Annotated in this window: 29 protein-coding genes and 1 riboswitch; of the genes, 16 read left to right on the top strand and 13 right to left on the bottom strand. The window is 69.3% G+C overall.

Translation table 11 applies throughout. The features are described 5' to 3' along the window. The first annotated feature begins 117 nt into the window (after positions 1-117). Entirely contained in the window at positions 118-1,146 is a 1,029-nt protein-coding gene (locus tag ABZO29_RS31335) for a hypothetical protein (RefSeq protein WP_367323529.1), read from the top strand. Positions 1,147-1,165: 19 nt separating this feature from the next. Here ABZO29_RS31335 and ABZO29_RS31330 read toward each other — a convergent pair whose 3' ends face one another. The 7 genes from ABZO29_RS31330 to ABZO29_RS31300 form a co-directional block, all read right to left on the bottom strand. Further along, positions 1,166-1,630, bottom strand: coding sequence for a hypothetical protein (locus tag ABZO29_RS31330; RefSeq protein WP_367323528.1), 465 nt, complete (start codon positions 1,628-1,630; stop codon positions 1,166-1,168). Positions 1,631-1,834: 204 nt separating this feature from the next. Continuing rightward, the gene (locus ABZO29_RS31325; RefSeq protein WP_367323527.1) at positions 1,835-3,952 is read right to left on the bottom strand and encodes an ATP-binding protein; all 2,118 of its coding nucleotides are present in this window, start codon (positions 3,950-3,952) and stop codon (positions 1,835-1,837) included. A gap of 99 nt (positions 3,953-4,051) precedes the next feature. Further along, the gene (locus tag ABZO29_RS31320) at positions 4,052-4,351 is read right to left on the bottom strand and encodes a hypothetical protein (RefSeq protein ID WP_367323526.1); all 300 of its coding nucleotides are present in this window, start codon (positions 4,349-4,351) and stop codon (positions 4,052-4,054) included. A gap of 2 nt (positions 4,352-4,353) precedes the next feature. Beyond that, complete coding sequence (locus ABZO29_RS31315) at positions 4,354-4,671, bottom strand: hypothetical protein (protein ID WP_367323525.1); 318 nt, start codon at positions 4,669-4,671, stop codon at positions 4,354-4,356. A gap of 2 nt (positions 4,672-4,673) precedes the next feature. Then, complete coding sequence (locus tag ABZO29_RS31310) at positions 4,674-5,066, bottom strand: RRQRL motif-containing zinc-binding protein (RefSeq protein WP_367323524.1); 393 nt, start codon at positions 5,064-5,066, stop codon at positions 4,674-4,676. Next, entirely contained in the window at positions 5,066-5,929 is an 864-nt protein-coding gene (locus ABZO29_RS31305; protein ID WP_367323523.1) for a protein spdB, read from the bottom strand. The genes ABZO29_RS31310 and ABZO29_RS31305 overlap by 1 nt, the downstream gene beginning before the upstream one ends. After that, a complete protein-coding gene (locus tag ABZO29_RS31300; protein WP_367323522.1) occupies positions 5,926-6,192 on the bottom strand; it encodes a DUF6284 family protein in 267 nt (88 codons plus the stop codon). Before ABZO29_RS31300 ends, ABZO29_RS31305 begins: the two co-directional genes overlap by 4 nt. 689 nt (positions 6,193-6,881) lie before the next feature. On the opposite strand from ABZO29_RS31300, the gene ABZO29_RS31295 reads away from it, so the two are divergent. Then, positions 6,882-7,640 (top strand): GntR family transcriptional regulator, encoded by a 759-nt coding sequence (locus tag ABZO29_RS31295; RefSeq protein WP_367323521.1) that lies wholly within the window; start codon positions 6,882-6,884, stop codon positions 7,638-7,640. Continuing rightward, positions 7,637-8,314 (top strand): AAA family ATPase, encoded by a 678-nt coding sequence (locus tag ABZO29_RS31290; protein ID WP_367323520.1) that lies wholly within the window; start codon positions 7,637-7,639, stop codon positions 8,312-8,314. The genes ABZO29_RS31295 and ABZO29_RS31290 overlap by 4 nt, the downstream gene beginning before the upstream one ends. A gap of 34 nt (positions 8,315-8,348) precedes the next feature. On the opposite strand, the gene ABZO29_RS31285 is transcribed toward ABZO29_RS31290, so the two are convergent. Together ABZO29_RS31285 and ABZO29_RS31280 are read right to left on the bottom strand one after the other, a co-directional pair. Further along, complete coding sequence (locus tag ABZO29_RS31285; protein ID WP_367323519.1) at positions 8,349-9,368, bottom strand: LPO_1073/Vpar_1526 family protein; 1,020 nt, start codon at positions 9,366-9,368, stop codon at positions 8,349-8,351. Next, a complete protein-coding gene (locus ABZO29_RS31280) occupies positions 9,365-9,547 on the bottom strand; it encodes a hypothetical protein (protein ID WP_367323518.1) in 183 nt (60 codons plus the stop codon). Before ABZO29_RS31280 ends, ABZO29_RS31285 begins: the two co-directional genes overlap by 4 nt. A gap of 349 nt (positions 9,548-9,896) precedes the next feature. Here ABZO29_RS31280 and ABZO29_RS31275 point away from each other — a divergent pair, with 349 nt between their 5' ends. Together ABZO29_RS31275 and ABZO29_RS31270 are read left to right on the top strand one after the other, a co-directional pair. Continuing rightward, positions 9,897-10,922: an MBL fold metallo-hydrolase gene (locus tag ABZO29_RS31275; RefSeq protein WP_367326300.1), complete on the top strand. Its 1,026-nt coding sequence runs from the start codon at positions 9,897-9,899 to the stop codon at positions 10,920-10,922. A 60-nt stretch (positions 10,923-10,982) separates the two neighbouring features. Further along, the gene (locus tag ABZO29_RS31270; RefSeq protein WP_367323517.1) at positions 10,983-11,501 is read left to right on the top strand and encodes a nuclear transport factor 2 family protein; all 519 of its coding nucleotides are present in this window, start codon (positions 10,983-10,985) and stop codon (positions 11,499-11,501) included. Here the strand turns inward: ABZO29_RS31270 and ABZO29_RS31265 are convergent. Further along, positions 11,498-12,157: a phosphotransferase gene (locus ABZO29_RS31265; protein WP_367323516.1), complete on the bottom strand. Its 660-nt coding sequence runs from the start codon at positions 12,155-12,157 to the stop codon at positions 11,498-11,500. The two genes, ABZO29_RS31270 and ABZO29_RS31265, sit on opposite strands and share 4 nt — an antisense overlap. Positions 12,158-12,245: 88 nt before the next feature. Continuing rightward, a riboswitch (cobalamin riboswitch) is annotated at positions 12,246-12,314 on the top strand. A 131-nt stretch (positions 12,315-12,445) separates the two neighbouring features. On the opposite strand from ABZO29_RS31265, the gene ABZO29_RS31260 reads away from it, so the two are divergent. The 7 genes from ABZO29_RS31260 (at position 12,446) to ABZO29_RS31230 (ending at position 19,549) form a co-directional block, all read left to right on the top strand. Continuing rightward, a complete protein-coding gene (locus ABZO29_RS31260; RefSeq protein ID WP_367323515.1) occupies positions 12,446-13,690 on the top strand; it encodes a prenyltransferase/squalene oxidase repeat-containing protein in 1,245 nt (414 codons plus the stop codon). Further along, a complete protein-coding gene (locus ABZO29_RS31255) occupies positions 13,687-14,322 on the top strand; it encodes an SCO2322 family protein (protein ID WP_367323514.1) in 636 nt (211 codons plus the stop codon). The genes ABZO29_RS31260 and ABZO29_RS31255 overlap by 4 nt, the downstream gene beginning before the upstream one ends. After that, on the top strand, positions 14,315-15,481 hold the full coding sequence (locus ABZO29_RS31250; protein ID WP_367323513.1) for a CbiQ family ECF transporter T component: 1,167 nt from the start codon (positions 14,315-14,317) through the stop codon (positions 15,479-15,481). The genes ABZO29_RS31255 and ABZO29_RS31250 overlap by 8 nt, the downstream gene beginning before the upstream one ends. Continuing rightward, positions 15,478-17,148 (top strand): ABC transporter ATP-binding protein, encoded by a 1,671-nt coding sequence (locus ABZO29_RS31245; protein WP_367323512.1) that lies wholly within the window; start codon positions 15,478-15,480, stop codon positions 17,146-17,148. The genes ABZO29_RS31250 and ABZO29_RS31245 overlap by 4 nt, the downstream gene beginning before the upstream one ends. Continuing rightward, positions 17,145-17,963 carry an ECF transporter S component gene (locus ABZO29_RS31240; RefSeq protein WP_367323511.1) on the top strand — a complete coding sequence of 273 codons (819 nt, stop codon included), beginning with the start codon at positions 17,145-17,147 and terminating at the stop codon, positions 17,961-17,963. The genes ABZO29_RS31245 and ABZO29_RS31240 overlap by 4 nt, the downstream gene beginning before the upstream one ends. Before the next feature lie 347 nt (positions 17,964-18,310). Then, on the top strand, positions 18,311-18,727 hold the full coding sequence (locus tag ABZO29_RS31235; protein WP_367323510.1) for a transglycosylase SLT domain-containing protein: 417 nt from the start codon (positions 18,311-18,313) through the stop codon (positions 18,725-18,727). A 138-nt stretch (positions 18,728-18,865) separates the two neighbouring features. After that, a complete protein-coding gene (locus tag ABZO29_RS31230; protein WP_367323509.1) occupies positions 18,866-19,549 on the top strand; it encodes a YoaK family protein in 684 nt (227 codons plus the stop codon). Between the two features lie 111 nt (positions 19,550-19,660). On the opposite strand, the gene ABZO29_RS31225 is transcribed toward ABZO29_RS31230, so the two are convergent. Continuing rightward, a complete protein-coding gene (locus ABZO29_RS31225; protein ID WP_367323508.1) occupies positions 19,661-20,896 on the bottom strand; it encodes a cytochrome P450 in 1,236 nt (411 codons plus the stop codon). A gap of 288 nt (positions 20,897-21,184) precedes the next feature. On the opposite strand from ABZO29_RS31225, the gene ABZO29_RS31220 reads away from it, so the two are divergent. Next, positions 21,185-22,354 carry a steroid 3-ketoacyl-CoA thiolase gene (locus ABZO29_RS31220; protein ID WP_367323507.1) on the top strand — a complete coding sequence of 390 codons (1,170 nt, stop codon included), beginning with the start codon at positions 21,185-21,187 and terminating at the stop codon, positions 22,352-22,354. Here ABZO29_RS31220 and ABZO29_RS31215 read toward each other — a convergent pair. Continuing rightward, positions 22,338-22,526 carry a DUF397 domain-containing protein gene (locus ABZO29_RS31215; RefSeq protein ID WP_367323506.1) on the bottom strand — a complete coding sequence of 63 codons (189 nt, stop codon included), beginning with the start codon at positions 22,524-22,526 and terminating at the stop codon, positions 22,338-22,340. The two genes, ABZO29_RS31220 and ABZO29_RS31215, sit on opposite strands and share 17 nt — an antisense overlap. Next, on the bottom strand, positions 22,507-23,334 hold the full coding sequence (locus tag ABZO29_RS31210; RefSeq protein WP_367323505.1) for a helix-turn-helix domain-containing protein: 828 nt from the start codon (positions 23,332-23,334) through the stop codon (positions 22,507-22,509). The genes ABZO29_RS31215 and ABZO29_RS31210 overlap by 20 nt, the downstream gene beginning before the upstream one ends. Before the next feature lie 91 nt (positions 23,335-23,425). On the opposite strand from ABZO29_RS31210, the gene ABZO29_RS31205 reads away from it, so the two are divergent. The 3 genes from ABZO29_RS31205 (at position 23,426) to ABZO29_RS31195 (ending at position 25,147) form a co-directional block, all read left to right on the top strand. Continuing rightward, on the top strand, positions 23,426-23,869 hold the full coding sequence (locus ABZO29_RS31205) for an ATP-binding protein (protein ID WP_367323504.1): 444 nt from the start codon (positions 23,426-23,428) through the stop codon (positions 23,867-23,869). A 10-nt stretch (positions 23,870-23,879) separates the two neighbouring features. After that, complete coding sequence (locus ABZO29_RS31200; protein ID WP_367323503.1) at positions 23,880-24,749, top strand: hypothetical protein; 870 nt, start codon at positions 23,880-23,882, stop codon at positions 24,747-24,749. Positions 24,750-24,976: 227 nt separating this feature from the next. Then, entirely contained in the window at positions 24,977-25,147 is a 171-nt protein-coding gene (locus ABZO29_RS31195) for a hypothetical protein (protein WP_367323502.1), read from the top strand. The last annotated feature ends 24 nt before the right edge of the window (positions 25,148-25,171 follow it).

Here is a 25,171-nt window from a genome sequence, read left to right as displayed (position 1 = left end):
CAGGGTGCTGGGTGATGAGGGCGGCCCCGCGTTCTTGGCGGAAGGGGGGTCGCCCTTTTGCCTGCGCCCCGGGAAATGGGGCGGCAGGGTGTCAGTGGGGGTGGTTAAGGTCGCGCCATGACGACGAGCGTTGATCTTGTGCCCGGTTTGGTGACGACGCGCGATGCCATCGCGGCGGCCTATGGCTGCGGGACGTTCCAGGGCATCGAGCCGGCTGACGAGGCGGGCATGGTGTTCGTGTACTCCGACCCGTCGGCGGGTGAGGAGTACGGCTACACCTTCGATGGCCGCGCCGAAGACGACGAGTTCGGGCCGCTGTACCTGTACACCGGCGCCGGCGCCAATGGACACCACAAGCCTTCAGGCCGCAACGGGTCCCTGATCACCCATGCCGAAAAGGGCCGCGAGGTGCATCTGTTCGTCGCGCACGGCAGGGTGCCGGGTAGCGGTGCGATGCAGCAGCGCTACATCGGTCAGATGGTGCTGGACCCGATCAAGCCGTACGACGTTCGGCGCGGGCCCGGCAAGGACGGGTTGATGCGCAACGTGCTCGTCTTCCGGTTCCGGCCGGCTGAGGGAACCACGCCAGCGTGGACGGAGGCAGACCGGATGCCGGCCGCCGCGAAGTCGGATGTCGAGATCGTCGAACCCGTCGTTGAGGTGCCGGAACCTGTCGCACTGCCGAAGCAGAGCGGAGCGAAGGTCAAGAGGACCGAGCAGCACAGCACCGCCGAGACCGTCGCGGACATTCCTGCCGGGCAGCGCAAGGTGCTGCGCCGTGAAGGAGAGTTGGTCAAGGCGTTCGTGGCGCATCTGACCGCGGCCGGCCACAAGACCCACAGCTTCCAGATCACCATCGAGGGTGAGCCCGGGGCGCTGACGCCTGACCTGTACGACGCGACGGATCACGCGCTGTACGAGGCGAAGGGACTGACGACCCGGGCTAATGTCCGAATGGCTATCGGGCAGTTGGCCGACTACCGCCGCCACATCCCCGGGCGCAGGGAACTGCGGGTTGCTGTGCTGCTGCCCAGCGAGCCCACCGAGGATGTGAAGGATCTCCTCGGTGAGGAGTACGTAGAGCTGGTCTACCAGACCGACGACGGCGGCTTCGCCGGCTGGCCGCTCGCCTACAACCAGCCATAGCCGGCACGGCATTGCCCTGCTAGCCGTGGAAGTGGTTCCGCTTGATGACGGCGCGGCGGATGTTCACCGTCGTGCCGCCCTTGCGGCTGCTCGAGCCGAGCACCTGCACGGCGATCCATCCGCCGAAAATGACGGCGGCGAGCGTGATGAGCTGGGTGATCAGCGCGGTCAGGGCGGTGATGAATGTGGTGAGCAGCAGCAGTCCGCCACATACGGCAAGGAACCCGACGCCCCCGAGGGCGACGTTCACGGCAGCGCCGGAGACGGGCGGTTTCGCCGCGATCGGTTCGGGCTTGGCGGGTTCGAGGGCGTAGCCGGTGACCACGCGGCCGTCGGGCAGGACGATGCTCGTCACCGCCGGAACGGTGCCCGGCTGGACGGGAACGTGCGGCGCCGGAACCGCGACGATGGGCTGTATCGGGGTGGGTTGGCGGACTTCCACGGCCCGTTCGGCGGACACCTGGCGGGCGGGTTCGGGGTACATGCGGAATCCCTTCCGGCAGTGGGTCAGGGAGGAAGAGACACCCCCTTCCGGAGGCGTTGTGGAGGGGGTTTTCGGGCGCTGACCTGGGGTGCCTCCCTGCCTCCCTGAGTGATCATCAGTGCAGGTCAGGGCCAGGGAGCCGGGGCAGGGAGGGGGTCAGGGAGTTCTCCCTGCCTCCCTGCCCCGGGCGGGAATGGCTCCCTGTCACTGGGAGGCGGAAGCGGAACCGTCGCCGTCGCGGTTGGCGAGGGCACGGGCGAGGCGGTCACGGCCCACGACCATGACCCCGTCGGACTTGTACGGCTCGGCTCCTGTGCCGTCCAGGACGCGCTTGAGATCGAGGAACGACCACTTGCCGTATGCGTCCGCGTTGAGCACCGCGAGCCGCTTGAGAACGTCCTGCGTGCGCACCCGGGTCGCGTCGCCGACCACGGAGGCGATGTCCGCGAGCGGGTCACGCTCCTCGCCTCGGTCGACGACGTGCAAGGTGGTGACCCCGTCGCGCATCGCCTTGGCACGCTCCGCGATCGCGGTGGCGTCCTCGGTGCTGATGTAGTGCGTGCGCACCGTGATGGACGACTGCCCCTTGGGGATCTCGATCCCGTCGGAGGCGACCACGAGGGTGCCCTTGTCCAGACCCGGACGCAGCAGGTTCGGCGCGGCGCCGCCGTCGACCGCCTTGTCTCCCAGCGCCATGCGGGCCTGGGACTCCGTGCCCAGCGCGAGCGAGGCGCGGGTGTGGGCGCCCTCGCGAACGAGCTTGGGGAGGTTCTGGTCGGTGGGGTCCTGGGTGCCCTGCCACAGCAGCACGTTCACGGCTCGCCCCTGGTTGTGGATCTTCCGGGCGGCCATGAAGTACCGGGATGTGGCGCTGGAGCCACCGTACGGGCGCTTTTCCTTGTCCTTGACCGGGCACATGAACGCCACCTGCGCCTCGTCCACGATGACGACCAGCAGCGGGAACTCCGTGCCGGGCGGCGCCTGGAGACGGCGGTTCATCTCCTCCACGGCGTCCTCGGCCATCTCGGTCACCTGGATGACGTGGTCATCGGTCGGCCCCTGGATCAGGACGGTGGCGAGCCCGTCGAACATGGCCCAGTCGCCGGCGCCCTTGAGGTCGCCCATCCAGAACTCGACCGACCGGTCCAGGGCCAGCCACAGGGCGAGGGCGCGCAGGGCGGCGGTCTTGCCCTGGTTGGACAGGCCGGTGATGAGCAGGTGGCGTTGATACACGCTCAGGCTCGCAGCATCCCCGCGCAGGTCCTGCCCCCAGGGGGCGCGGCCCTTGGCGTAGTCGGCGGTCAGTGTCTCGTCGGTGACCAGCGGGGACGGGCCGATCGGCTCGTCCAGCGCGCCGGAGTCGGCGATCCACAGTCGGACCGTGCGGGCGGCCTCGGGGATGGTGATGAAGACTTCGTGTTCGTGCCGGGTGAGGTTCTCGGCGAGCTTGCGCCGCTTGTTCTGCACCTCGTTGGTCGACACTCCGGACGGGAGCGTGACGTCGACTTCCACGCCACATCCGGCGATCCGGATCGGAGACAGCATGGACGCGCCGGCGTCGCCCATCTCCTTGATGGCGCCCCGCAGCGGAGCGACCCCCAGGTCACGCAGGGCCTTGACCACGATGGACGGGGTAATCGGCTCACCCTCGCCGGATCGAACGTTCGCGGGCAGCGCCCAGGCGGGGGCGGCCTGCTGCTTGCTGCCGACCGTCCACAGCGCCAGCAGGGCCAGGAACGGGCCGATGACGAGGGCGGGACCCCACACGATCTGCACGATCCTGATGAGCAGGCCAATGAACTCGATGGTGGCCGCGAGCGGGGTGATGACGTCGCCGACGTCGTGGTTGTTGATGGCCATCACGACCCCGAGCGCCACCAGGACGCCGATGCTCATACCGACGCCGACTCCGACGGTTTTGGCAGCGTCGACGGGCGAGTGGAGCAGGTCCATGCGGCGGCGGTGGCGGGCCTCGCGGAAGCGCTGGAGGCGGTCCTCCCACTCTTCGGCCACCTCGAAGTTGCCGGCAGCCTCAGCGGCACGCAGCATGCGCTCATAGCGGGCGCCGGTCTTGCCGTCCCAGGCGCGACGGGCCACGATCCGGCCCCCGTTGACGGTGTAGAGGCTGTGCCGCGCGACCGCGCGCACGGTCGTCTTGGTGGTCTCGTGGGTCACCGCGTGCTTCACCGCGCGGCCGGAGCGCACCCACAGCGGCACGGGCTTGGCGGGCGCCGGGTCGGGCACCACGGTCAGCGTGGTCACGCTCGCCTCATCGGCGGTCGGTTCGGTGTTCTTGTGCAGGTGAACGACGTTCTCGGACATGCGGGGATTGCTCCTGACTGCCCCGATCGGGGCGGGAGTTGAGAGAGGGTGCCGGGTGGCTGGGCATGCGGGAAAGCGCGGCCACCCCGGCGGCGCGATTCAGCGCCCGCGGCGGGCGCGGTTCTCGATGTGGCTGAGCTGCGACGGCTCGGTACGCGGGCCGTCGAGCCAGCAGAACGGGCGGATACCGGCGGCGGCGGTGAAGGTGCGGATGGCGGCGCCGGGCGGGGCGTCGGGCAGGGCGTAGACGCGTCCGCCGTCGAGGGAGGCCAGCAGCCGGGCGCCGTGGTGCTCGCACCCGTCGGCGCCGGCGCCCGCCGCGTCCAGCACGCTCACCACGACCGGACCGACGCAGGGCGTGGGGTCTTCCGGGTGAGCGGCGGGGCAACGGCCGTCCATGCTCACCACCACCCCGAGGACTTCTTGGCAGCCTTCTCCTTGGCTGCCTCGGTCACGATGCGCTGCCGCTCCATCTGCAACGCGGTCAGCTCAGCGGTCAGCCGCATGTTGACCGCGTTCCAGACCTGCTCAAGGGCGCGTTCGGCGCGGCCGGTGCTCTTGCCCCGCAGCACCCGGTAGGAGCCGCCCGCGAGCGCGCCCACGACCTTGCGCCGCTCGGCACTGTTCAGCGGCCACATTTCCTCGTTCTGCACCGCTTCGATCTTGCGTTCCGTCAGCCGGATCTCCTTGTCCAGGCGACGGGTGTTGGGCTTGCCCATGGTCAGCTCCCTGTCGGGGATGCGCAGTTGTCCGGGAAGGCGCACAGCACGCAGATGCCGAGCGAGCGGGGCATGCAGTAGCTGTAGGTGATGCGGCACTTCGGGCAGGTGCGGCGAGCCAGCATCGCCAGCGCGAGGGCGCCCCACTTGCGTGAGGTCATCGGCCGTACCGGAAGCGCGAGGTCTTCGCGGTAGAGGTAGGCAACGCGCGGCCCGCCGGTACGGCGGTTGATCCGCATGACCTGCGCCTGTATCGGCTGACCGCCCGGACGCAGGCCCTGGGCCCGTAACTGCCGGCGGGTGGCCATCCCGTCGGGGGCCAGCTTCCAGGGGTAGGTGGGCACGCCGTAGCGGGCGCCGGACGGGTCGTAGCACTTGGCGTACGCGGCGGGCATCAGGCGACCACGCGCTTCCACGCGGCCCGAAGACGGACCTCGGAGGCGGAGTGGCCGGCCGCACGAAAGCGGGTGGCCATCTCGCGGTAGGACAGGGCGGGGTCTTCGCTGTGACGGATCTCGTCGACCAGCGCGTCCAGCACGTCATCGGACAGCGCAGGCGCGGCGTCCAGCACGGGCGTCCTGGTCGGCTCGCTCGGGCCCCACACGGGCAGTTCCCAGCGGGCCGGGACACCGGGTGTGACGGGGCTCGTCACGCTGGTCAGCGCCTTGCCCGTGCCCTCACGCTGGCGCGCGGTTTCCAGCGTCGACCAGGCCTGCGAGAGCATCTTGGCGGTCTGTGCCTGGACGCGTGCGACGCGTGCCCCGGCGGCCGTGACGGCCGTCAGTCGGGTCTCCTCGGTGGCCGCTTCCGCCCGCAGGCGTGCGCGGGCCACGGCTGCTTCGTCGCGGGCCTCCTGCCGGATGCCCCGGATCGCGTCCAGTGCCAGCGGGGTCAGCGCGGTGCGCTCCCACAGTCCGTGGACCAGCCACAGGGCCTTGGCCGCGATCGGCAGCCATGCCACGGCCAGCCACGCGCCGGCCGCGTGGTCAGCACTCACGGCGTGGGCGACCAGGACGCCAGCGGCGATGAGGCCGAAGCACCATCCCACGGCGGTCACGATGCGGCTGTGGTCGCCCTGCGCGGCCAACCGGCGTTCGTAGGCCAGAGTGGCCAGCCATCCCCCGTCGATACCAAGACCGACGACTAGGGCGACGGGCCACGGCACGGCTGTGCCCAGCCACATCACGACCACAGCCAGCGTGAGGACCATGGACACGGCCGTCATAGCGACGGCAGGCAGAACAGTCTTGGCCCTCACGCCACACCGCCGGCGGTGGCCGTGCCGGTCTGGTTGGCGAGGGTGCGGCGGGCCGCGAGCAGGCGGCGGCGGGCGCGGCGGATGCGCTGGGCGTCCAACTCGGACGGGGCGCGATCCAGGGTGATGATCTGCGCGTCGAGCAGGTCGACCTCTGCCAGGATCAGCGGAGACTCCTGCTCGATCGCGTCCAACTCCGCATCCGTCGGTTCGATCCAGTCGGCGAACGCGGTAACAGCGGTCTGAACAGTGACGATGTGGCTCATTGGGTCGTGGTTCCTCTCACAGGTGGAACGGCCCGAACAGCACCCCCGGAGTTGCCGCTCCGGGGGTGCGCGCCGTTGAAGTCGGAACATCCGGCTCCCCTCAGCGCTGCTCGTACAAGACGAGCAGCGGAGGCAACCGGCCGCAGCGATCGATGCTGCGAAGCCAGGAAGAAGCGAGACCGGGCTTCACCGGTGCGCCGTTGCCACGGAGCACGGTCCCGAGCCGGAAATCGGGCGCGTCATCCTCACTGCTCTGACGCCAGCAGGGCGGCAGCGCACCAGGTGGCACCCGAGGGGCTGACCTCCCTGAAGGGAAGGGATGATCCCTACGGATGTTTCTCCAGAGCTGACACGCAGGGCGGGACAGGTTCGCCCGCCTCAAAGTGGCCACCGACGGCCGTCACCCGGGCCGTTGCGGAGACGGGGGCTCACACCCCGTCGCACTTGAATCCCTATTGAATTCTCAACCAACTGACGCTGCCTTCGTACTCACCCCTGCGGGCTTTCCTCCGGGCGTTGACGCTGCTCCGAGCCGGTAGATCCGCCATCAATGCGGACATACCTAGGCACAGCACCCCTCGGCCTACGTCCCTACCGGCGGGCACATCCCTAAGGTTCCCTAGGGTTCCCTGCGGTGTCAAGCGGTAAGCTAGGGAACCGCAGGGAGCAGAGACAAAGGAGCAGACGAAATGGCTGGTCAGGCTGACAATCGAGCGCCATACGCGAAGATTGCCGCCCACTACACGGAGCTGATCACGTCTGGCCAGCTGCCGCCGGGATCGCTGCTGCCGAGCATCAAGAACCTCGCGGAGGAGTGGAGCGTCAGCACCGCGACAGCGGAGAAGGCGTTGCGCAAGCTGCGCAACGAGGGCCTAGTGAGGGGGATCCACGGGATCGGGACGGAAGTCCTGGATCAACCCGCTCCGATGTCTTCGGGATCTCAGCGTCAGGACCGAGGTCGCCGTACCGGATCAAGCTGGGGATCAGGCGAGCGGTCCGACTCACACCAGGCCGCTGTAGTTACCGCGCCCCCAGAGGTGGCCCAAGCACTGGGCATCGAACCTCGCTCCGACGTGATCCGCCGGCGCCGCGTATACAGGGACCGGCACGGCATTGTGGCGCACAGTACGTCTTGGATCCCGCCTCGGTACGGAAAGCTGATCCCCCAGTTGGCACAGAGCGAGCGGTTGACCGGGGGTACCTCGCTTCAGCTCATTGCCGAGGCGACTGGCCTCCCGATCACCCATCGGATCGACACTGCTTCAGCGCGCCTGCTGACGGAGGAGGACGCACAGCTTCTGGAGCTGGATCCTGAGAACCCGCCGACGGAACCCGTGGTCGTGATGACAGCGAAGTTCATCGATAGCGAGGGCAACATCGTGGAGTACGGTGTCGACCTTGGGGGCCCTGGTCGCACGTGGCGGACGGAATCGGAGGTCTCTCAGTGAGGGCCGTGGACGACACACTCTTGAGCGTGCTTGAAGACCGCTTGGACGCCCTGCTCGCCGCTCACCGTGCCGACACACTCACCCCCGAAGCCGAAGCGGAGATGTCTGCGATCTCCCGGACCCTGACGAGACCGATGCCCTCACGCCCGCCGTTCTGCGTCCTCATGGCTGGTCTCCCCGGTTCCGGCAAGACGACCCTTTCCCGCGCGCTCACCGCTCGTGGATTCGTGCGCCTGTGCCCTGACGAGGAGATGTATCGCCGCCACGGCGTGTACGGCGTGGACTTCCCGCGGGGCACCTTCCCTACCCTTGAGCGTCCGGTCCTTGAGGATGTGTCGGTTGAACTCCGCGAGCAACTCAAGGCAGGACACGACGTTGTGGTCGACCACGGCTTCTGGACCCCGGACGACCGCACCCGATGGCGAGCTATCGCCACCGACGCCGGCGCAACCCCGGTGCTCGTCTATCTCGCAGCAAGTCACGACGAACTCTGGTCAAGGATCAGCAAACGCAACCAAGCCCACGCGCACGACCCCAACTCAATCTACTTCTCCGAAAGCGACCTTCAGCGGTACCGAACTCGCTTCATACCGCCCGAGCCGGACGAACCACACCTCAGGTACGACGGCGACCCCGCTGCGGTGCTTCTGCTCCTGGATGCCGCGAGGCATTAACTGAGAGCCCGTACAGCCTGGACGAAGTCACGTTTCAGTGGACCCAGACGTCTAGTCTCGGCTCAAAGGCTTCTCCGACCATGCGTCGCAAGTTGGTGTGCGCAAGCGTGGTCCCGACGGTCGTCAACTGGCAGCTCTTCAAACTGGTCGAATGGAAGATATTTACCAGATTTTCCAGAGCGGGATGTAGGCCAGCAAATTCCTCCGCAATTTCGGAGACGTTCATGATGCCGACATCCAGCAATGCTGTAATCTGCTGCGCGTACTCCTCAAGTCCACGCTCCTTGATGAGCTCAGCCACCATATCCTGATTGAGGCTTGCTATTTGCAGTTTGGCAGGGTCACGCAGGCATGGCATTAGCAGAGACCGGATGCCTGAACGCGCATCCTCCGGGATCTGCTCTACCGTAAAGCCTCTCGTGAAACAACCTTTGTAGGTTTCCAACAAGACGCTACCGATCGAGTGCTCCGTAATCTGAATAGACAGGCAACCGGCGTACTCCATGTAAGCGACGTCAGCGTTACTCAAATGCAAGTCTGTTACAACGGGAGCCAATATCTCGCGCAGCTTCTTGCGCAAGTCCTCGACGTTCGCCACCCCGAGTCTTGTTCGAATGAGAATCAGGAGCGCACTGAGAGCGGAAAGGTGCGCTGCGGACAACTTGGGGGCAGTCTTAAGGCTTTCCGTTATGGACAGCTGCCTAATGTCCCTCACGGGACTCGTCATCCTTTTTCGCAATAGCTCGATAAGCACATCCCTCAAGTCTTCCTCTCCTGAGCATGCATACTCCTGCTGAGCAAAGAAGAGGGACCGCTGGACGTCAGGATCCTTCAATGCCTCCAGAGTCTCCGGCGCGATTCCGTCGAGAAGTTTCTCATTGAAGATTTCCGCACGCTCGAGGGCTACTTCGCGCGCAATCTCGGCAAATTTGGGAATATTCTCCTTATAAACATCCGTGGCAATATCGCGCGCATCACGATAGCTGATTCCCGCGTGAATCACTTCCGCCTGGAAATTGGTAGAATTGTCGCCCGCGCGCTGAATTTGCTTCACGGCTTCTCTTCAATGTCACCGATGGTCAGATCCCGACCCGCTTGATAATTCCTGGAATTACTGCCACTTCTCTGGCTCTGCTTGGCCGTATCGCTCTTCCTGTCGAAGATGAACCACCCAATCGCAGCAACTACAAGTGCCCCGCCAACGCCGCCAAACGCCCACGCCAGTACGCTCATTGTTCCCCTCCTCGTGTCGGCCAGAATAGCCCCCTTCGGACATCTGCACACTCAGTTCTCACATCGCTAAGCACTTCGAAGGCTGGCAGCGTCCGCCCGCCACACCTCACTCCTGGACGACAGCGGGCCCTCCCGCGCCGGGGCCGTCCCTGGGCCGTCCGACAGCGGCCCACGACGCCCAACAACGACCAATGACGACCGCTCCGTTGCTGGTCAGCGCATTCCCAGGTAGAGCTTCCGCAGGCCCATCGGATCTGAAACCAGTTCTAGTTATAGTGGGCAATGGCCGTGGGGCGGAGGGCACATGAAGAGCAGCCAGGACGGTGGCGGCAGCCAGGACGGGGAATCCATGACGCAGGTCTACGACCACGGCGGCGGCGTACGTTCCATCCGGGTCCCCATTCCGGACAACCCCCTCGGGTACACCCTCGTGTACGTCGTCGACACCGACCGCGGACCGGTCCTGGTCGACACCGGATGGGACGACCCGGCGTCCTGGGACACCCTCGCGGCAGGGCTGACGGCCTGTGGGGCCTCGGTGGGCGATGTTCACGGGGTCGTCATCACCCACCACCACCCCGATCACCACGGACTGTCGGGCCGGGTGCGGGAGGTGTCCGGGGCGTGGGTCGCGATGCATGCGGCGGACGCCTCGATCGTGCGCAGGACCCGGGAGACCCGCCCGGAGCGCTGGTTCTCGTACATGGCGGACAAGCTCACGACCGCGGGCGCCCCCGAGGAGCACATCGCGCCCCTGCGCACGGCCCGTCGCCGCACCCTGCCCGGCTTCTCCCCCGCCCTGCCCGACCGCGAGATCGTCCCCGGCGAACTCCTCGACCTGCCCGGCCGCCGCCTGCGCGCGATCTGGACGCCGGGCCACACCCCCGGCCATGTCTGCCTTCACCTTGAGGAGCAGCACCCCTCCCAACTACCGGGACATGGCCGCCTCTTCTCCGGCGATCACCTGCTTCCCGAGATCACCCCGCACATAGGCCTCTACGAAGACCCGGACGACGCCACGGTCACCGACCCCCTCGGCGACTACCTCGACTCCCTGGAGCGCGTCGGCCGTCTCGCCGCCGCCGAGATCCTCCCGGCCCACCAGCACGCGTTCACCGACGCGGCGGCCCGGGTAGGGGAGTTGCTCGATCACCACGAGGAACGCCTCTCCGGACTACGGGCGTTGCTGTCCGAACCCCTTACGCCCTGGCAGCTGGCGGAACGCATGGAGTGGAACCGGCCCTGGGACCAGATCCCGTACGGCTCGAGGAACATCGCCGTCTCCGAGGCGGAGGCCCATCTGCGCCGGCTGGTGAAGCTGGGGCGGGCGGAGGCGGTGCCGGGAAGCGATCCGGTGACGTACGTGGCGGTGTGAGCAACCTGGGTGGGGTAAAACAGGTCGTCGCCCGCCGTCACCCCTGGTACCAACAAACCCATGGACCCCTTGGAACACCTCCTCGCCGAACACGCCTGCACCCGCCTGATCCACGACTTCGTCCACCGCCTCGACCTCGGCGAACCCTCCTCCGTGGCCGACCTGTTCACCGAGGACGGCACCTGGGAATGGCCCGAGGGCGACCGCCTGGTCAAGGGCCGGGAGGCGCTGCGGGCCTACTTCGGCTCCCGCCCCGCCGACCGCCTCTCCCGCCGACTGATGTCCAACGTCCTGGTCACGGTGACATCCCCGGACACGGCGACAGCGACACACACAGCGACAGCGACAGCGACAGCGACAGCGACAGCGACAGCGACAGCGACAGCGACGTCCTACTTCACGACTTACCGCGTCGACGGGCACACCGGTGATCTGACGCCCGCGGGCCCGCCCGTCCAGGTCGGCCACTACGAGGACACCTTCCGCCGCTCCCCGGACGGCACCTGGTTGCTGGCCGCCCGGACACTGTTCCTGGCCTTCGGGGGCCCGACGCCCCGCGCCCAGGCCATGAACGACTAGACCATGAACGACCGGATCAAGTCCGTCGCTTCTCCGAGGAGTTCGACCTCCGCTCGGCTCATCGTCGGATTGGCCGCCCGTCGGCGCCCTGCCTCCGTCAGGCCGGGCTCGGTGAGATCGGAGGAGTCGGCGAGCAGAGCGGCCAGCATCGCGCGGGCCGGTCCGGCCAACGGCTCGGTGGAGACGGCGACCTGGGCGATGATGACCGCCGACATGCCCCAGTCCAGCGCCGGGTCGCCCTCCTCCGCGGTGCCCCAGTCGATCACGCGGGGGCCGTCGGACGTGAGGATCACGTTCTCCGGGTGCAGGTCGAGGTGGAGGATGCGGGCGGTGGCGGAGCGCCGGACCGGGATCGCGTGCAGGTCGCGCAGCAGCCGGGCGAGGGTGGCGCCGGCCTCCGCCGCCGTCAGCGAGCCCGCCAGGCAGGCCTCCAGCATCGTCGGCCCGAACAGCCGTTCCATCACCAGGTCGGTGCGGGAACCGGACGGCCGCACCCGGGGCACGGGGAAGCCGTGCCCGCGCACGTACTTCATCAACGCGCCCTCAGCGACCGCGTCCCCCCAGCTCTCCCGGTTGCGGCGCAGCACCCACGCCTCGTCGATCTCGTACACATCGGCCGTACGGCCCGAGCCGAGCAGTCTCCCCGTGATCGCCATGGCCCGAACCTACCCACCCTCTCAGCCCGCCCACAGCCCTTTCCCTACCGGCGGGTAGAGTGGCCGGGTCGTCATCACACCCGCACGGGGGGAAGCCGGTGCAATTCCGGCGCTGACCCGCAACCGTGAGCCACTGCCCTGGCAAGCCGGATCGCCCCGTACGGGACCGTGACCGGCTCAGGTGCGTCGGCAACCCGCCGCCGCACGGCACCGTCGAGGTCTACGGAGCCGAGCCGCCGGGGTGTCCCGTGCTGCCCGGCTCCCTGCAGGGAGAGGCACCCGCCGATCATGAACGTCGTCCGCCGCAGCGCCGCGGCCCTGGCCGCCACCGCCGTGATCGGCGCCGCCGCGCCCGCCATGGCCGCAGACCCGTCCCAGTCCCCGTCCCCGTCCCCGTCCGCGGCGATTCCGTCCGGCCTGTACGGCAGCAGCGACCCGACGTACGACGGTGTCTGGCGCCAGTCCCTCGCCCTGCTCGCGCAGGACACCGTGGGCGTGAAACCGGCCGCCGAGGCCGTCGGCTGGCTGGCCGGACAGCAGTGCGCGAACGGGGCGTTCGCCGCCTTCCGCGCCGACACCGCCAAGGCCTGCGACGCCAAGGTCATGGTCGACACCAACAGCACGGCGGCCGCCGTACAGGCACTCGCGGCCCTCGGTGGCCACGACACCGGGGCCGACAAGGGCGTGGCCTGGCTGAAGTCCGTCCAGAACAAGGACGGCGGCTGGGGCTACACAGCCGGCGGGGCCAGCGACGCGAACTCGACGTCCGTCGTCATCGGCGCGCTCACGGCCGCGGGCGAGAAGCCCGGCGAGGTCGTGAAGGACGGCCGGTCCCCGTACGACGCCCTGCTGCGGCTCGCCCTTCCCTGCTCCGGCGACGGTGCGGGCGCCTTCGCCTACCAGCCGGACAAGAAGGGCGAGTTGGCCGCCAACGCGGACGCGACGGCCGCGGGCGTCCTCGGTGCGCTGGGCAAGGGGCTGGTCGCGGAGGCCGGTTCCGCGAAGCCGGTCGCCGCCTGCACCGACGCGGGTTATCCGGCACCCCAGCAGGCCGCGGCCAACGGCGCCGCCTACCTGGCCAAGGCCCTCGAGCAGAACGGCTACCTGAAGTCCGCGCTCGCCGGCGCCGAGGACCAGCCCGACTACGGCAACACCGCCGACGCCGTGGTCGCGCTCGCCGCACAGGGCGGCGCCGCACAGGCCCAGCAGCCCCTGAAGTGGCTCGAGCGGAACTCCGCGGCCTGGGCGAAGCAGAGCGGCCCCGCCGCCTATGCCCAGCTGATCCTCGCCGCCCACGCCGCAGGGGCCGACCCCCGCGACTTCGGGGGCGCGGATCTGGTCGCGCAGCTGAACGCGACGGGGCCGGCCCCGCAGACGGCAACGACCGCGACGGACAAGGACGCCACGGACTCCGACGCAGGCTCCGACTCCGATTCCGGCTTCGGCGTCTGGTGGACCGTAGGCGTCTTCCTCGTCGCCGGCGTCGGCATCGGCTTCCTGCTGAGCGGCCGGGGCAGGAAGCAGCAGCTGTGACACGCCGGATTTCCGTGCTGCTGGTCCTGCTGCTGACCTTGGCCGGCACCGGCCAGGCCCAAGCCGCCGGCTACCGCTACTGGTCCTTCTGGGAACGCGACGGCAACCACTGGACCTACGCCGACCAGGGCCCGTCCACCACCCGCCCCTCCGACGGCGACGTCCAGGGTTTCCGCTTCGCGGTCAGCGAGGACTCCCAGGACGCGAACCGGCCGCGCGGGACGGCGAACTTCTCGACCATCTGCGCGAGGACGCCCGCGCAGGACGGCAAGAAGCGGGTCGCCCTGGTCATCGACTTCGGTACGACGACGGACGCCCCGTCCGGCGAGACCCCGCCCGCGCCTCGAACAGCCTGCGCGCGCGTGTCCTCCGGCGCGACAACGGCAGAGGCGTTGGCCGCCGTCGCCAAGCCCCTGCGGTACGACGCCAACGCCCTGTTGTGTGCGATCGCGGGGTATCCGGAGCAGGGGTGCGGGGAGCAGGTGCCGGCGGGGAAGAAGCCGACGGCCGGTGCTGCGAAGAAGGACACGACGGACGGCGGACCGTCGGCGGGCCTGCTCGCGGGAGCTGCACTGGTGGCAGCTCTGGGCGGGGCCGCACTCTGGCAGGCACGGCGACGCAGGCATGTGTAGCTCGCCCGGCACTGCACGGTGGGGGTGGGGTCGCTCACCCGCGCTGGCGGGGTGCCGCTGCGCCCACCCGTGCCGCCCCAGCGGCACGACTGCCCGCAGCTACGCCTCTCTTCACCCCGGCGCCTGGTGGCTCTGGTCCCTCGGCCTCGGCACCGCCGCCACCCGGACCACCAACCCCCTGCTCCTCACGCTCCTCATCGCCACCTCCGCCTACGTCGTCGCGGCCCGCCGCCCGCACACCCCCACGGCCCGCTCCTACACCGCCTTCGCCAAACTCGCCCTCGCCGTCCTCCTCCTGCGCCTCGTCTTCGCGGCAGCGCTCGGCTCCCCCATCCCGGGCACACACGTGATCGTCACCCTCCCCGAACTCCCCCTCCCCCACTGGGCACAAGGCATCCACCTGGGCGGCAAGGTCACCGCCGAAGCCCTTCTCTTCGCCCTCTACGACGGCCTGAAGCTCGCCACGCTCCTCATCTGCATAGGCGCGGCGAACGCCCTCGCCAGTCCGACCCGCCTGCTCAAGTCCCTCCCCGGCGCCCTCTACGAGACCGGCGTCGCCGTGGTCGTGGCCCTCACCTTCGCCCCGAACCTCATCGCCGACGTCCACCGTCTCCGCGCCGCCCGCCGCCTGCGCGGCCGCCCGGACAGCGGAGTCCGGGGCCTGCTGCAGGTGGGCCTCCCCGTCCTCGAGGGCGCCCTCGAACGTTCCGTCGCCCTGGCCGCCGCGATGGACGCCCGCGGTTACGGCCGTACCGCCGACGTCCCCGCCCCCGTCCGCCGTACGACCGCCGTCCTCACCCTCGGCGGACTGCTCGGCGTCTGCGCGGGAACGTACGGCATGCTCACCGCCGAAGGCGGCACGTACGGCCTGCCGCTCCTCCTCGCCGGAACGGCGGCGGCCCTTGCCGGACTCCGCCTCGGCGGCCGCCGGTCCCTCCGCACGCGCTACCGCCCCGACACCTGGAACGCCCGCGCCTGCCTGGTCGCCGCGTCCGGCATCGCGGTGGCCGCCCTGCTCACCCTCGCCGCGTCCGCCGACCCGCCGGCCCTGCACCCCGGGGTGGTCCCCCTCGTGGCCCCCACGCTCCCCCTGTGGCCCGCGGCGGCGATCCTCCTCGGCCTGCTCCCGGCCTTCCTCGCCCCGAAGGAGCCGTCGTGATCCGCTTCGAGAACGTCTCCGTCACCTACGACGGTGCCACCGAACCCACCATCCAGGGCGTCGACTTCGAGGTCCCCGAAGGCGAACTCGTCCTCCTCGCAGGCCCGTCGGGTGTCGGCAAGTCGACACTCCTCGGAGCCGTCAGCGGACTCGTCCCGCACTTCACCGGCGGCACCCTGCGCGGCCGTGTCACGGTGTCCGGCCGGGACACCCGTACCCACAAGCCGCGCGAACTCGCCGACGTGGTAGGAACGGTGGGCCAGGACCCGCTGTCCCACTTCGTCACCGACACCGTCGAGGACGAACTCGCCTACGGCATGGAGTCATTGGGCCTGCCGCCCGACGTGATGCGCCGCCGCGTCGAGGAGACCCTCGACCTCCTCGGCCTCGCCGACCTGCGCGACCGCCCGATCGCCACCCTCTCCGGCGGCCAGCAGCAGCGCGTCGCCATCGGCTCGGTCCTCACCCCGCACCCCAGGGTCCTGGTGCTCGACGAACCGACCTCCGCGCTCGACCCGGCCGCCGCCGAGGAGGTCCTCGCGGTCCTGCAGCGCCTGGTCCACGATCTCGGCACGACGGTCCTCATGGCCGAACACCGCCTGGAACGCGTCATCCAGTACGCCGACCAGGTCGCCCTCCTCCCGGCCCCGGGCGCGGCACCGGTCCTGGGCACCCCGGCGGAGGTGATGGCCGTATCGCCCGTGTACCCGCCGGTCGTAGGGCTGGGCCGGCTGGCGGGCTGGTCGCCGCTGCCGCTGACGGTGCGGGACGCGCGGCGACGGGCAGCGGGCCTGCGGGAACAGCTCACCGGACGCCGGGTGGCCACCCCCGACTCCCCACAGACGCCCGGCGCCCCCGCACTGCCCACCTCCACCTCCCGTCGGCGCCCGCGCAAGCGTCCGGCACCAACGCCCTTGTACACGGCCGAAGTCCGCTCCCTGGCCGTCCGCCGCGCCCGCATCCAGGCCCTCCGCCATGTGGACCTCACCGTCTCCCCCGGCGAGACGATCGCCCTCATGGGCCGCAACGGCGCCGGAAAGTCCACGCTCCTCAACACGCTCGTCGGCCTGGTCGAGCCGAGCGCCGGTGCGGTGAGAGTCGGCGGCTCGGTCCCCCACCGCACCCCGCCCCGCGACCTCGTACGCCGCGTCGGTCTCGTCCCCCAGGAGCCACGCGATCTCCTGTACGCCGACACGGTCGCCGCCGAGTGCGCGGCCGCCGACGGCGACGCCGGGGCCGACCCCGGTACCTGCCGCACGCTCGTCTCGGAGCTCCTCCCGGGGGTGGCCGACACCACCCACCCCCGCGACCTCTCCGAAGGTCAGCGCCTCGCGCTCGCCCTCGCAGTGGTCCTGACAGCCCGCCCTCCCCTGCTCCTCCTCGACGAACCGACCCGCGGCCTGGACTACGCGGCGAAGGCCCGCCTGGTCACCGTGCTGCGCGCCCTCGCCGCCGAAGGCCATGCCATCGTCCTGGCCACCCATGACGTGGAACTGGCCGCCGAACTCGCCCACCGGGTGGTCCTGCTGGCGGACGGCGAGGTGATCGCCGACGGGCCCACAGCGGAAGTGGTGGTCTCGTCGCCCTCCTTCGCACCGCAGGTCACCAAGATCCTGGCCCCGCAGGAGTGGCTGACGGTCGCCCAGGTGAGAGAGGCCCTCAAGTGACCCGCCAAGCCCGAGCCATCCGCTTCGGCCCCCGTTCCCTCGCCGCCCTCGCCCTGACCAGCGCCGTCGGTATCGCCGCCTTCACCTGGCCGTTCCTCGCCCCGCCCACCTCACAGCTCACCGCCCACGCCCAGGACGCCCCCTGGCTGTTCGCGGGCCTGCTGGTGCTGCTGGTCGCCGTCGTGGCGGCGACGATCTCGGAGTCGGGCCTGGGCCCGAAGGCGGTCGCGATGCTCGGCGTACTGGCGGCCACGGGAGCGGCCCTCCGCCCGATCGGCGCGGGTACGGCCGGTATCGAGCCGATGTTCTTCCTGATGGTGCTCAGCGGCCGGGTCCTGGGCCCCGGCTTCGGATTCGTCCTCGGCTCGGTCACGATGTTCGCGTCCGCGCTGCTCACGGGCGGGGTGGGCCCGTGGATGCCGTTCCAGATGCTGGCGATGGGGTGGTTCACGATGGGCGCGGGCCTGCTGCCGGGCGCGGACCGCCTGCGCGGCCGTACCGAACGCCTGCTTCTCGCCGCCTACGGCTTCCTGGCGGCCTTCGCCTACGGCACGGCGATGAACCTGGCCGGCTGGCCCTTCATGGGCGCGCTCGCCTCGAACATTTCCTTCGACCCGCAGGCCGCCGTCCCCGCCAACCTGGCTCGTTTCGTCGCGTACTGCCTGGCCACGTCGCTCGGCTGGGACCTGGGCCGGGCCGTGGTCACGGTCGTCCTGACGCTCGCTCTCGGCCCCGCGGTGCTCAAGGCACTGCGGCGGGCCACGCGCCGTGCGGCTTTCGAGACGCCTGTCACATTCGAGGCGCCGACTCCGTAAGAGGCCACACACAAAGCGTCACAAAGCGTCGCTCAAACGGTGAAGCGCCCCACATGACCCAGATCACCTACGAGGCAAAGTCGTAGACCCAACGTCCTGACATGTACGCACCCCTATACCGCCTGACCTGCACATTGAGAGCCACGTCACACAGTCGACCTTCCTCCCGAATGCGACCACAACTAGTAAAAGGGGAAATTGCGGACAGTTCTCGAGCCTGTTTCTCTGGACGACGTCGCACGGCGCCGACGTGCCCACAGGGCCGCGGCGCCGACGCATGCCCCGCCACGCACCGCGTGGTTCCCGCATGGCTGCGACAGCCCAGTCCCCGAGGAAAAAGGTTCTCCGTGTCCGTCTCCTTCATCCGTCGCATCGCTTCCCCCAAGAAGGCCCTCACCACCGCCGCCGTGGCCGCCGCCACAGCCGGCATGGCTCTGACCGCGGCTCCCGCTCACGCGGCCGGCGTGGCCTCCGCCTCCGAGGCTCAGGCGATCGCGCACAAGATGATCCCGGACGCGGCCCAGTACCAGGCCTTCGCCAACATCGTCGAGCACGAGAGCGGCTGGGACGTCGACGCCACCAACGCCTCCTCCGGCGCCTACGGCCTGGTCCAGGCCCTGCCCGGCTCCAAGATGGCCTCGGCCGGCTCCGACTGGCAGACCAACGCCGAGACCCAGATCAAGTGGGGCCTGGACTACATGAAGTCCCGCTACGGCAGCCCGGTCGGCGCGTGGAACTTCTGGCAGGCCAACGGCTGGTACTAAGAGCAGCCACTCGCCGTACGGCCTCTTGTCGTACGTCCTCTTGTCTACGTCCTCTTGCCGTACGGCGAAGGCGGCGGTTCCGGATCCCCGGGCCGCCGCCTTCGCCGTTTCTCACGCCCCCCATGCTCAACTGGTGCGATGACCGCCAGGACCGAGGAGGCAGCACAGGAGGCACGAGGCCTGCCTCTGGTGGCCGTGCTGCTTCTCCTCACCGTCGTCAGCGGACTGATCGACGCGGTGAGCTTCCTGGGCCTGCATCACGTCTTCACCGCCAACATGACCGGCAACGTCGTCGTGCTCGGCTTCGCCGCGGCCGGAGCGCCGGGCTTCTCGGTACCGCACACGGCGACATCCCTGGCCGGCTTCCTGCTGGGCGGGGTGACCGGCGGTCGCCTCGCGCGACGGCTGGGCGCCGGGTCGCGCCGCACGTGGGCAAGGGTGACGCTGGCCGCGGAGGCGCTGCTGATCGGTACATCGGCGGTGGTCGCCTTCGTCGCCCCGGACGCGACCGGAGCGACGTACCCACTGATCGCGCTCACGGCCTTCGCGATGGGCCTGCGCAACGCGACCGTGCACCGGCTCGGCGTGCCCGACCTGACGACCACCGTCCAGACGACGACCCTGACCGGCCTCGCCGCCGACTCCCGTATCGGCGGCGGAAGCGGCGCCCGCTCCGCCCGCCGTGCCGCCTCGGTGTGCGCGTTGGCGGCGGGCGCCCTGCTGGGAGCGTGGCTGGTGTCGCATCACGGGCTGGGCATCCCGCTGCTGATCGCGGCCGTCGTGGCGGGGGTGCTGGCGGTCACGGCGTCCGGTCGCGAGTGAGCCGTCTCGGGGGAGGCAGGAACGGGGGCGTGAGGGTTGGGGTGTGCTCCTGCCTCCCTCGGGACGGGCCGACGGCGCCCTGATGCCGTCGGCCCGGGTCTGGGTCAACTGTCAGCCAGCGCTGACCTGCAACTCCTTCACCCCGTTGATCCACGCGGACCGCAGTCGGCGTGGGTCGCCGACCAGCCTGAGGTTGGGCATCGCGTCGGCTACGGCGTTGAAGATGAGGTCGATCTCGAGGACGGCCAGGGACTTGCCGAGGCAGAAGTGCGGGCCGCCCCCACCGAAGCCGAGATGAGGATTGGGGTCTCGGGTGATGTCGAAGGCGTCCGGGTTCTCGAAGACCTCCGGGTCGTGGTTCGCGGAGGCGTAGAAGATGCCGACCCGGTCGCCCTTCCTGATCGGCTTGCCGCCGAGTTCGGTGTCCTGGGTGGCCGTGCGCTGGAAGGAGACCACCGGCGTGCCCCAGCGGACGATCTCCTCGGCGGCGGTCCCCGGCCGTTCCCGCTTGAAGAGTTCCCACTGGTCGGGGTGGGTGAGGAAGGCGTGCATGCCGTGGGTGATGGCGTTGCGGGTCGTCTCGTTGCCCGCGACGGACAGCGCGAGCACGAAGAAGCCGAACTCGTCGGAACGGAGGTTGCCCTCGTCCTCGGCGGCCACCAGCGTGGTCACGATGTCCTTGGCCGGGCACTGCTTGCGGTCGGCGGCCATGTTCATGGCGTACGCGATGAGTTCGGTGGCCGACTCCGCGCCGACCTCCTCGGTGATGGCGTACTCCGGGTCGTCGTACGCGATCATCCTGTTGGACCACTCGAAGATCTTGGCCCGGTCGTCCTGCGGGATGCCGATCAGTTCGGCTATGGCCTGCAGGGGCAGTTCGCAGGCGACCTTGGTGACGAAGTCGAAGGGGCCGGGCTCCGCGAGCGCGCTCCGCGCGATGGCCTGCGCGCGGACGCGCAGGGTGTCCTCGAGGGCGCGGATGGCGCGCGGGGTGAAGCCGCGCTGCACGATCTGGCGGACCCGGGTGTGCTCGGGCGGGTCCATGTTGAGGATGATCAGCCGCTGGGCGTCAATGGCGTCCCGCTGGATGTGCTCGTTGAAGCGGATGATCGCCGTGTTGAGGGTCGAGGAGAAGAGCTCCGGGTGCGTGGAGACGTACTTGACGTCCGCGTGCCGGGTGACGGCCCAGTAGCCCTCGTCCTGGAAGCCGGCGACATTGGCCGGCTGCGGGATCCAGCAGACCGGTTCGGCCCGGCGCAGCTCGGCGAACTCCGGGAGGGGTACGCGGTGGTGCAGCAGATCGGGGTCGGTGAAGTCGAACCCGTCGGGAAGTGCTGGACAGGGCATAGGCAACTCACTCCAGCCAACTGCAGCTTACGATCTGACGGTCCATCAGGAATACGGAGCTGCCGTGAAGGTAGTAACGGGTTCTACAAGTGGCAAGGGGTACGGCGCCCTGAATCGGGTGCGGAATCTGTGCAGATCACGACTTCAGGACGTGCAAGACCCTTGCGGCAGCGGACGCGGCGTCAGCAAACTGCAGACAGAACTAGAACGCGTACTAGTTCTGAAGGAGAACACCCCCGAGAACACCCCCGAGAGCACCCGCAGAACCCTCGGAGAGGATCCGCACCCATGGCCGCCGAACCCGTGATCGTCGAAGCAGTCCGCACCCCCATCGGCAAGCGCGGCGGCGCGCTCGCCAACCTGCACCCCGCCTATCTCCTGGGCGAGACCTACCGCGAACTCCTCGGCCGCACCGGCATCCAGGCCGACTGCGTCGAACAGATCGTCGGCGGCACGGTGACCCATGCCGGCGAACAGTCCATGAACCCCGCCCGCACGGCCTGGCTGACGATGGGCCTCCCCTACGAGACGGCGGCGACGACGGTCGACTGCCAGTGCGGCTCGTCGCAGCAGGCGTCACACATGGTGGCGAACATGGTCGCGGCGGGCGTCATCGACGTCGGAATCTCGTGCGGCGTCGAGGCGATGTCGCGGGTGCCGCTGGGATCGGGCTCGAAACACGGCCCGGGAAAGCCGTTCCCGGACGAGTGGAACGTCGACCTGCCGAACCAGTTCGAGGCGGCGGAACGGATCGCCAGGCACCGGGGCCTGACACGGGAGAACGTCGACGCGCTGGGCCTGATCTCCCAGGAGCGGGCGGCGATCGCCTGGTCCGAGGAACGCTTCAAGAAGGAGACGTTCGCGGTCCAGGTGCCGACGACCGAGGAGGAGCAGCGGTCCGGTCAGGGCATGTGGCGACTGGTGGACCACGACGAGGGCCTGCGCGACACGTCGATGGAGGCGCTGGCCTCCCTGAAGCCGATCATGCCGACGGCGGTGCACACGGCGGGCAACTCGTCGCAGATCAGCGACGGCGCTTCGGCGATCATGTGGGCGTCGAAGCGGATGGCCCGAGCGCTGAAACTGAAGCCGAGGGCGAGGATCGTGGCGCAGGCGCTGGTGGGCGCGGACCCGCACTTCCACCTGGACGGCCCGATCGACGCGACGAAGGCGGTCCTGGGGAAGGCCGGGATGTCGCTGAAGGACATCGACCTGGTCGAGATCAACGAGGCTTTCGCGTCGGTGGTGTTGAGCTGGGCGCAGGTCTTCGACCAGGACCTGGAGAAGGTCAACGTCAACGGCGGTGCGATCGCGCTCGGGCACCCGGTCGGGTCGACGGGTGCCCGGCTCATCACGACGGCACTGCATGAACTGGAGCGCGTGGACAAGGAGTTCGCGCTGGTGACGATGTGCGCGGGTGGCGGACTGGCCACCGGCACGATCATTCAGCGGCTGTAGTCCCCGTCCAGGAGAGGAAGTCGGCGAAGACGGAGGACTCGAAGGAGAGCAGGGGCCCCTCGGGGTCCTTGGAGTCGCGTACGGCTACGGCGGCACCGGGGAGTTCGGCGATCTCGAGGCACTCGCCGCCCTGGTCGCCGCTGTAGCTGGACTTACGCCAGTTGCTCTCCATAGCGGTCCTCCATCACACGCCGGATCAACTCCGCCGAATCCTTTGGGGACAGCGCGGCGGCCCGGAGATGATCGTAACGGAGTGCGCAGTCCTTGACCGTGTCCGGGTTGGCGGTGGGATGCCCGCTGCCGTAGCCCTCGGTATAGACGATCGTAGGGTCGCTCTCGAATCGGAAGAGTGTGAACGAGCCTTGAAGCCCGGCGTGCGCCCCCACCGAGAAGGGCAGTACCTGAACGTTGATCCGGGGATTGCGCTCGAAGGACAACAAGTGGGCGAGTTGGCCCCGCATGGTCTCGGAGTCGCCAATCTCCTGACACAGGGCCGCCTCGCTGATCACCGCCCACAGAACCGGCGGCTCCTGCTTCTCGAAGATGCGCTGGCGGGCCAGCCGTACGGCGGTGCGGTCGTCGAGATCGGCCTCGTCCAGCGAGCCGAGTACGGCACGGACATAGGCCCGGCTCTGGAGCAGCCCGTGAACCATGTGCGTCTGGAAGGTACAGATCTCGGCCGCCCGCACCTCCAACTCGGCCACCTGCTGAAACCAGGCCGGAAGTTGACTGCGCATCACGAGCGCGACAAGCCGGGACAACAACCCACCGGTCCCCAGCGCCGCGTCCACCCGCTCGCTGAACTCGGCCGTCGGCAGCTTCCGGGCAGTCTCGATCTGTCCGACAAGCGAGCCGGTGTAGTTGACGATGTCCCCGAGCTGCCGCTGCGTGAGCCCGGCGGCCTCACGGTGTCGCCGCAGCTCAAAGCCGTAGTAGTCGAGCGGCGAGGCTCCCGGATCAAGGACGTTGATGTGGGTCACGCACGGCCCCTCTCGCGCAACTCGGTCCACTGCGGGACCTGTTGTATCCGATCGGTAGCCCAGAGTAGTCACGCCAGGCCAGCCTCGTACCGTGAACGAATACTTTCCCCCCACGCTGGCGGCCCCGCGCCTCACCCAGTACCGGATGCACCTGACTGTCGGCGAACACTCGGCACGCCACATCCGCCGCATCGCCCGCTCATGCCTGATGGAGTGGGAGCTGACGGAGCTGACGGACGCGGTGGAGCTAGCGGTGACGGAGCTGATCGCCAACGTCGTACGGCACGTACCGGACCGGCGCTGCACGCTGGTGCTCCTGCGGGAGGCGGCGGGGATCCGGGTGGAGGTGACGGATGCCTGCCCCCAATCCCCCACCGTCCCCTCCCAGTTGCCGCCGGACGCCGAACACGGCCGCGGCCTCGCACTTGTGGACGCGGTGGTCGACAAGTGGGGGGTGTCACCGGCACCTGGGGGCGGCAAGACGGTGTGGTTCGAGTGCGGGGCAGCTGAGTGGGAGTCGGCCGGCCGCATGTGAGGATGTCGCAATGGCGTGGCTGGAGAAACGCGGTGATCGGACGGTCGGGCTCGTGGCCGCGGCGAGTGCGGCGCTGGTGCTGACCGCCTGCAGCCCGGGCGGCGCCGACGACAGGGCCTCCGGGGACCGCGAGGCGAAGTACAAGCGCGTCATCGAAGAACCTCACCCGCGCCCCGCCGACGTCATCGAGGCGGCTGGCGCACCCACCGGCGTGGTTCGCGCGGACGACGGCTCGCTGCTTCTGACGTACGACGCCGGCAATGTCGAGGACGACGAGGGGCCGGCCGCCACCGCCTGGCGCATCGTCGGACCCGACGGCCGTACGGTCGCCGAGCACGCGGAACACGCGGACGCGGAGGCGGTGCCGGCCGCGTTCAAGGCGGTGCGCGGGGACTTCGTGCGGGTGCCGCCCGAGGAGGGAGCCGAGGGAACGTACGCCCTCGACGTACGCGGCAAGCGGCACAAAGTCGTCATCACCGAGACCCCGTTACGCACCCGGCCCGGCGACATCCTGCTCACCGAAGTGGAGCCGACCCTCGTCTACCGCCCCGCCAGACGCATCGTGGCGCCCCCGGCCGCAGTGCCGGACGACGCCGTCCGCCTCGCCGTCGACGAGCGGGGCACGGCATGGAGCCTGGTCCAGTCCCTGACCGACGCCCCCGACCGCGTCGTACGGCAGCGCGACGGTCGCACCCTTGGCTCCACGGCCGTACCGAAGCCCTACGCGGGGGGCGTCCTCGCCGCGCGGGCCGGCACCACGGCGCTGTCCCTCACCCAGGGCGAGGGTGTGCGCGGCGACCTCGTGCAGGGCGAAGGGCTGTGGATCTCCCGCGACGGCGGACGCCAGTGGCGGCGCTACGAGCAGCGCGGACAGCGATGAGCGCGGTGTGGGCGGCGACGTCGCCGGAATCGGGACGGTTCTCCGAGGTTGAGAGACGCTCGGACCTCAGAGATCTCTCGGACCGCTTCAGCGAACTGCGTTCCCGTGGCCAGGGATACCTCGAAGTTCGCTTGCCAGACAGCGACTCTCCTACGTTGGCCCTCGGATTCCGAGGTGATCACGCAGTCATCCATCTCTTCAGTGAGGCTGAGGGAGTGTCCCTTCTCGTGGGAGACGGCACCGCCCCCTCGGGCACCTTGGCCGACGTCCCGATCATGGACGAACTGGCAGCATTCACTGGTGGCTTCGTCCTGAACGTCGATCGCGCGTGGGCCCTCCTGCGCCACTTCATCCAGACAGGTGCGCCCAGCGATCTGGGCGAGTGGTGGGAGTTGTAGCCCTGCGCGGCCACGGCCTGCACC

It is taken from the genome of Streptomyces sp. HUAS ZL42, assembly GCF_040782645.1.
Classification (GTDB): Bacteria; Actinomycetota; Actinomycetes; order Streptomycetales; family Streptomycetaceae; genus Streptomyces.
Note: the sequence above shows the minus strand (reverse complement) of the source record. Positions and strands in the feature narration are given on the sequence as shown.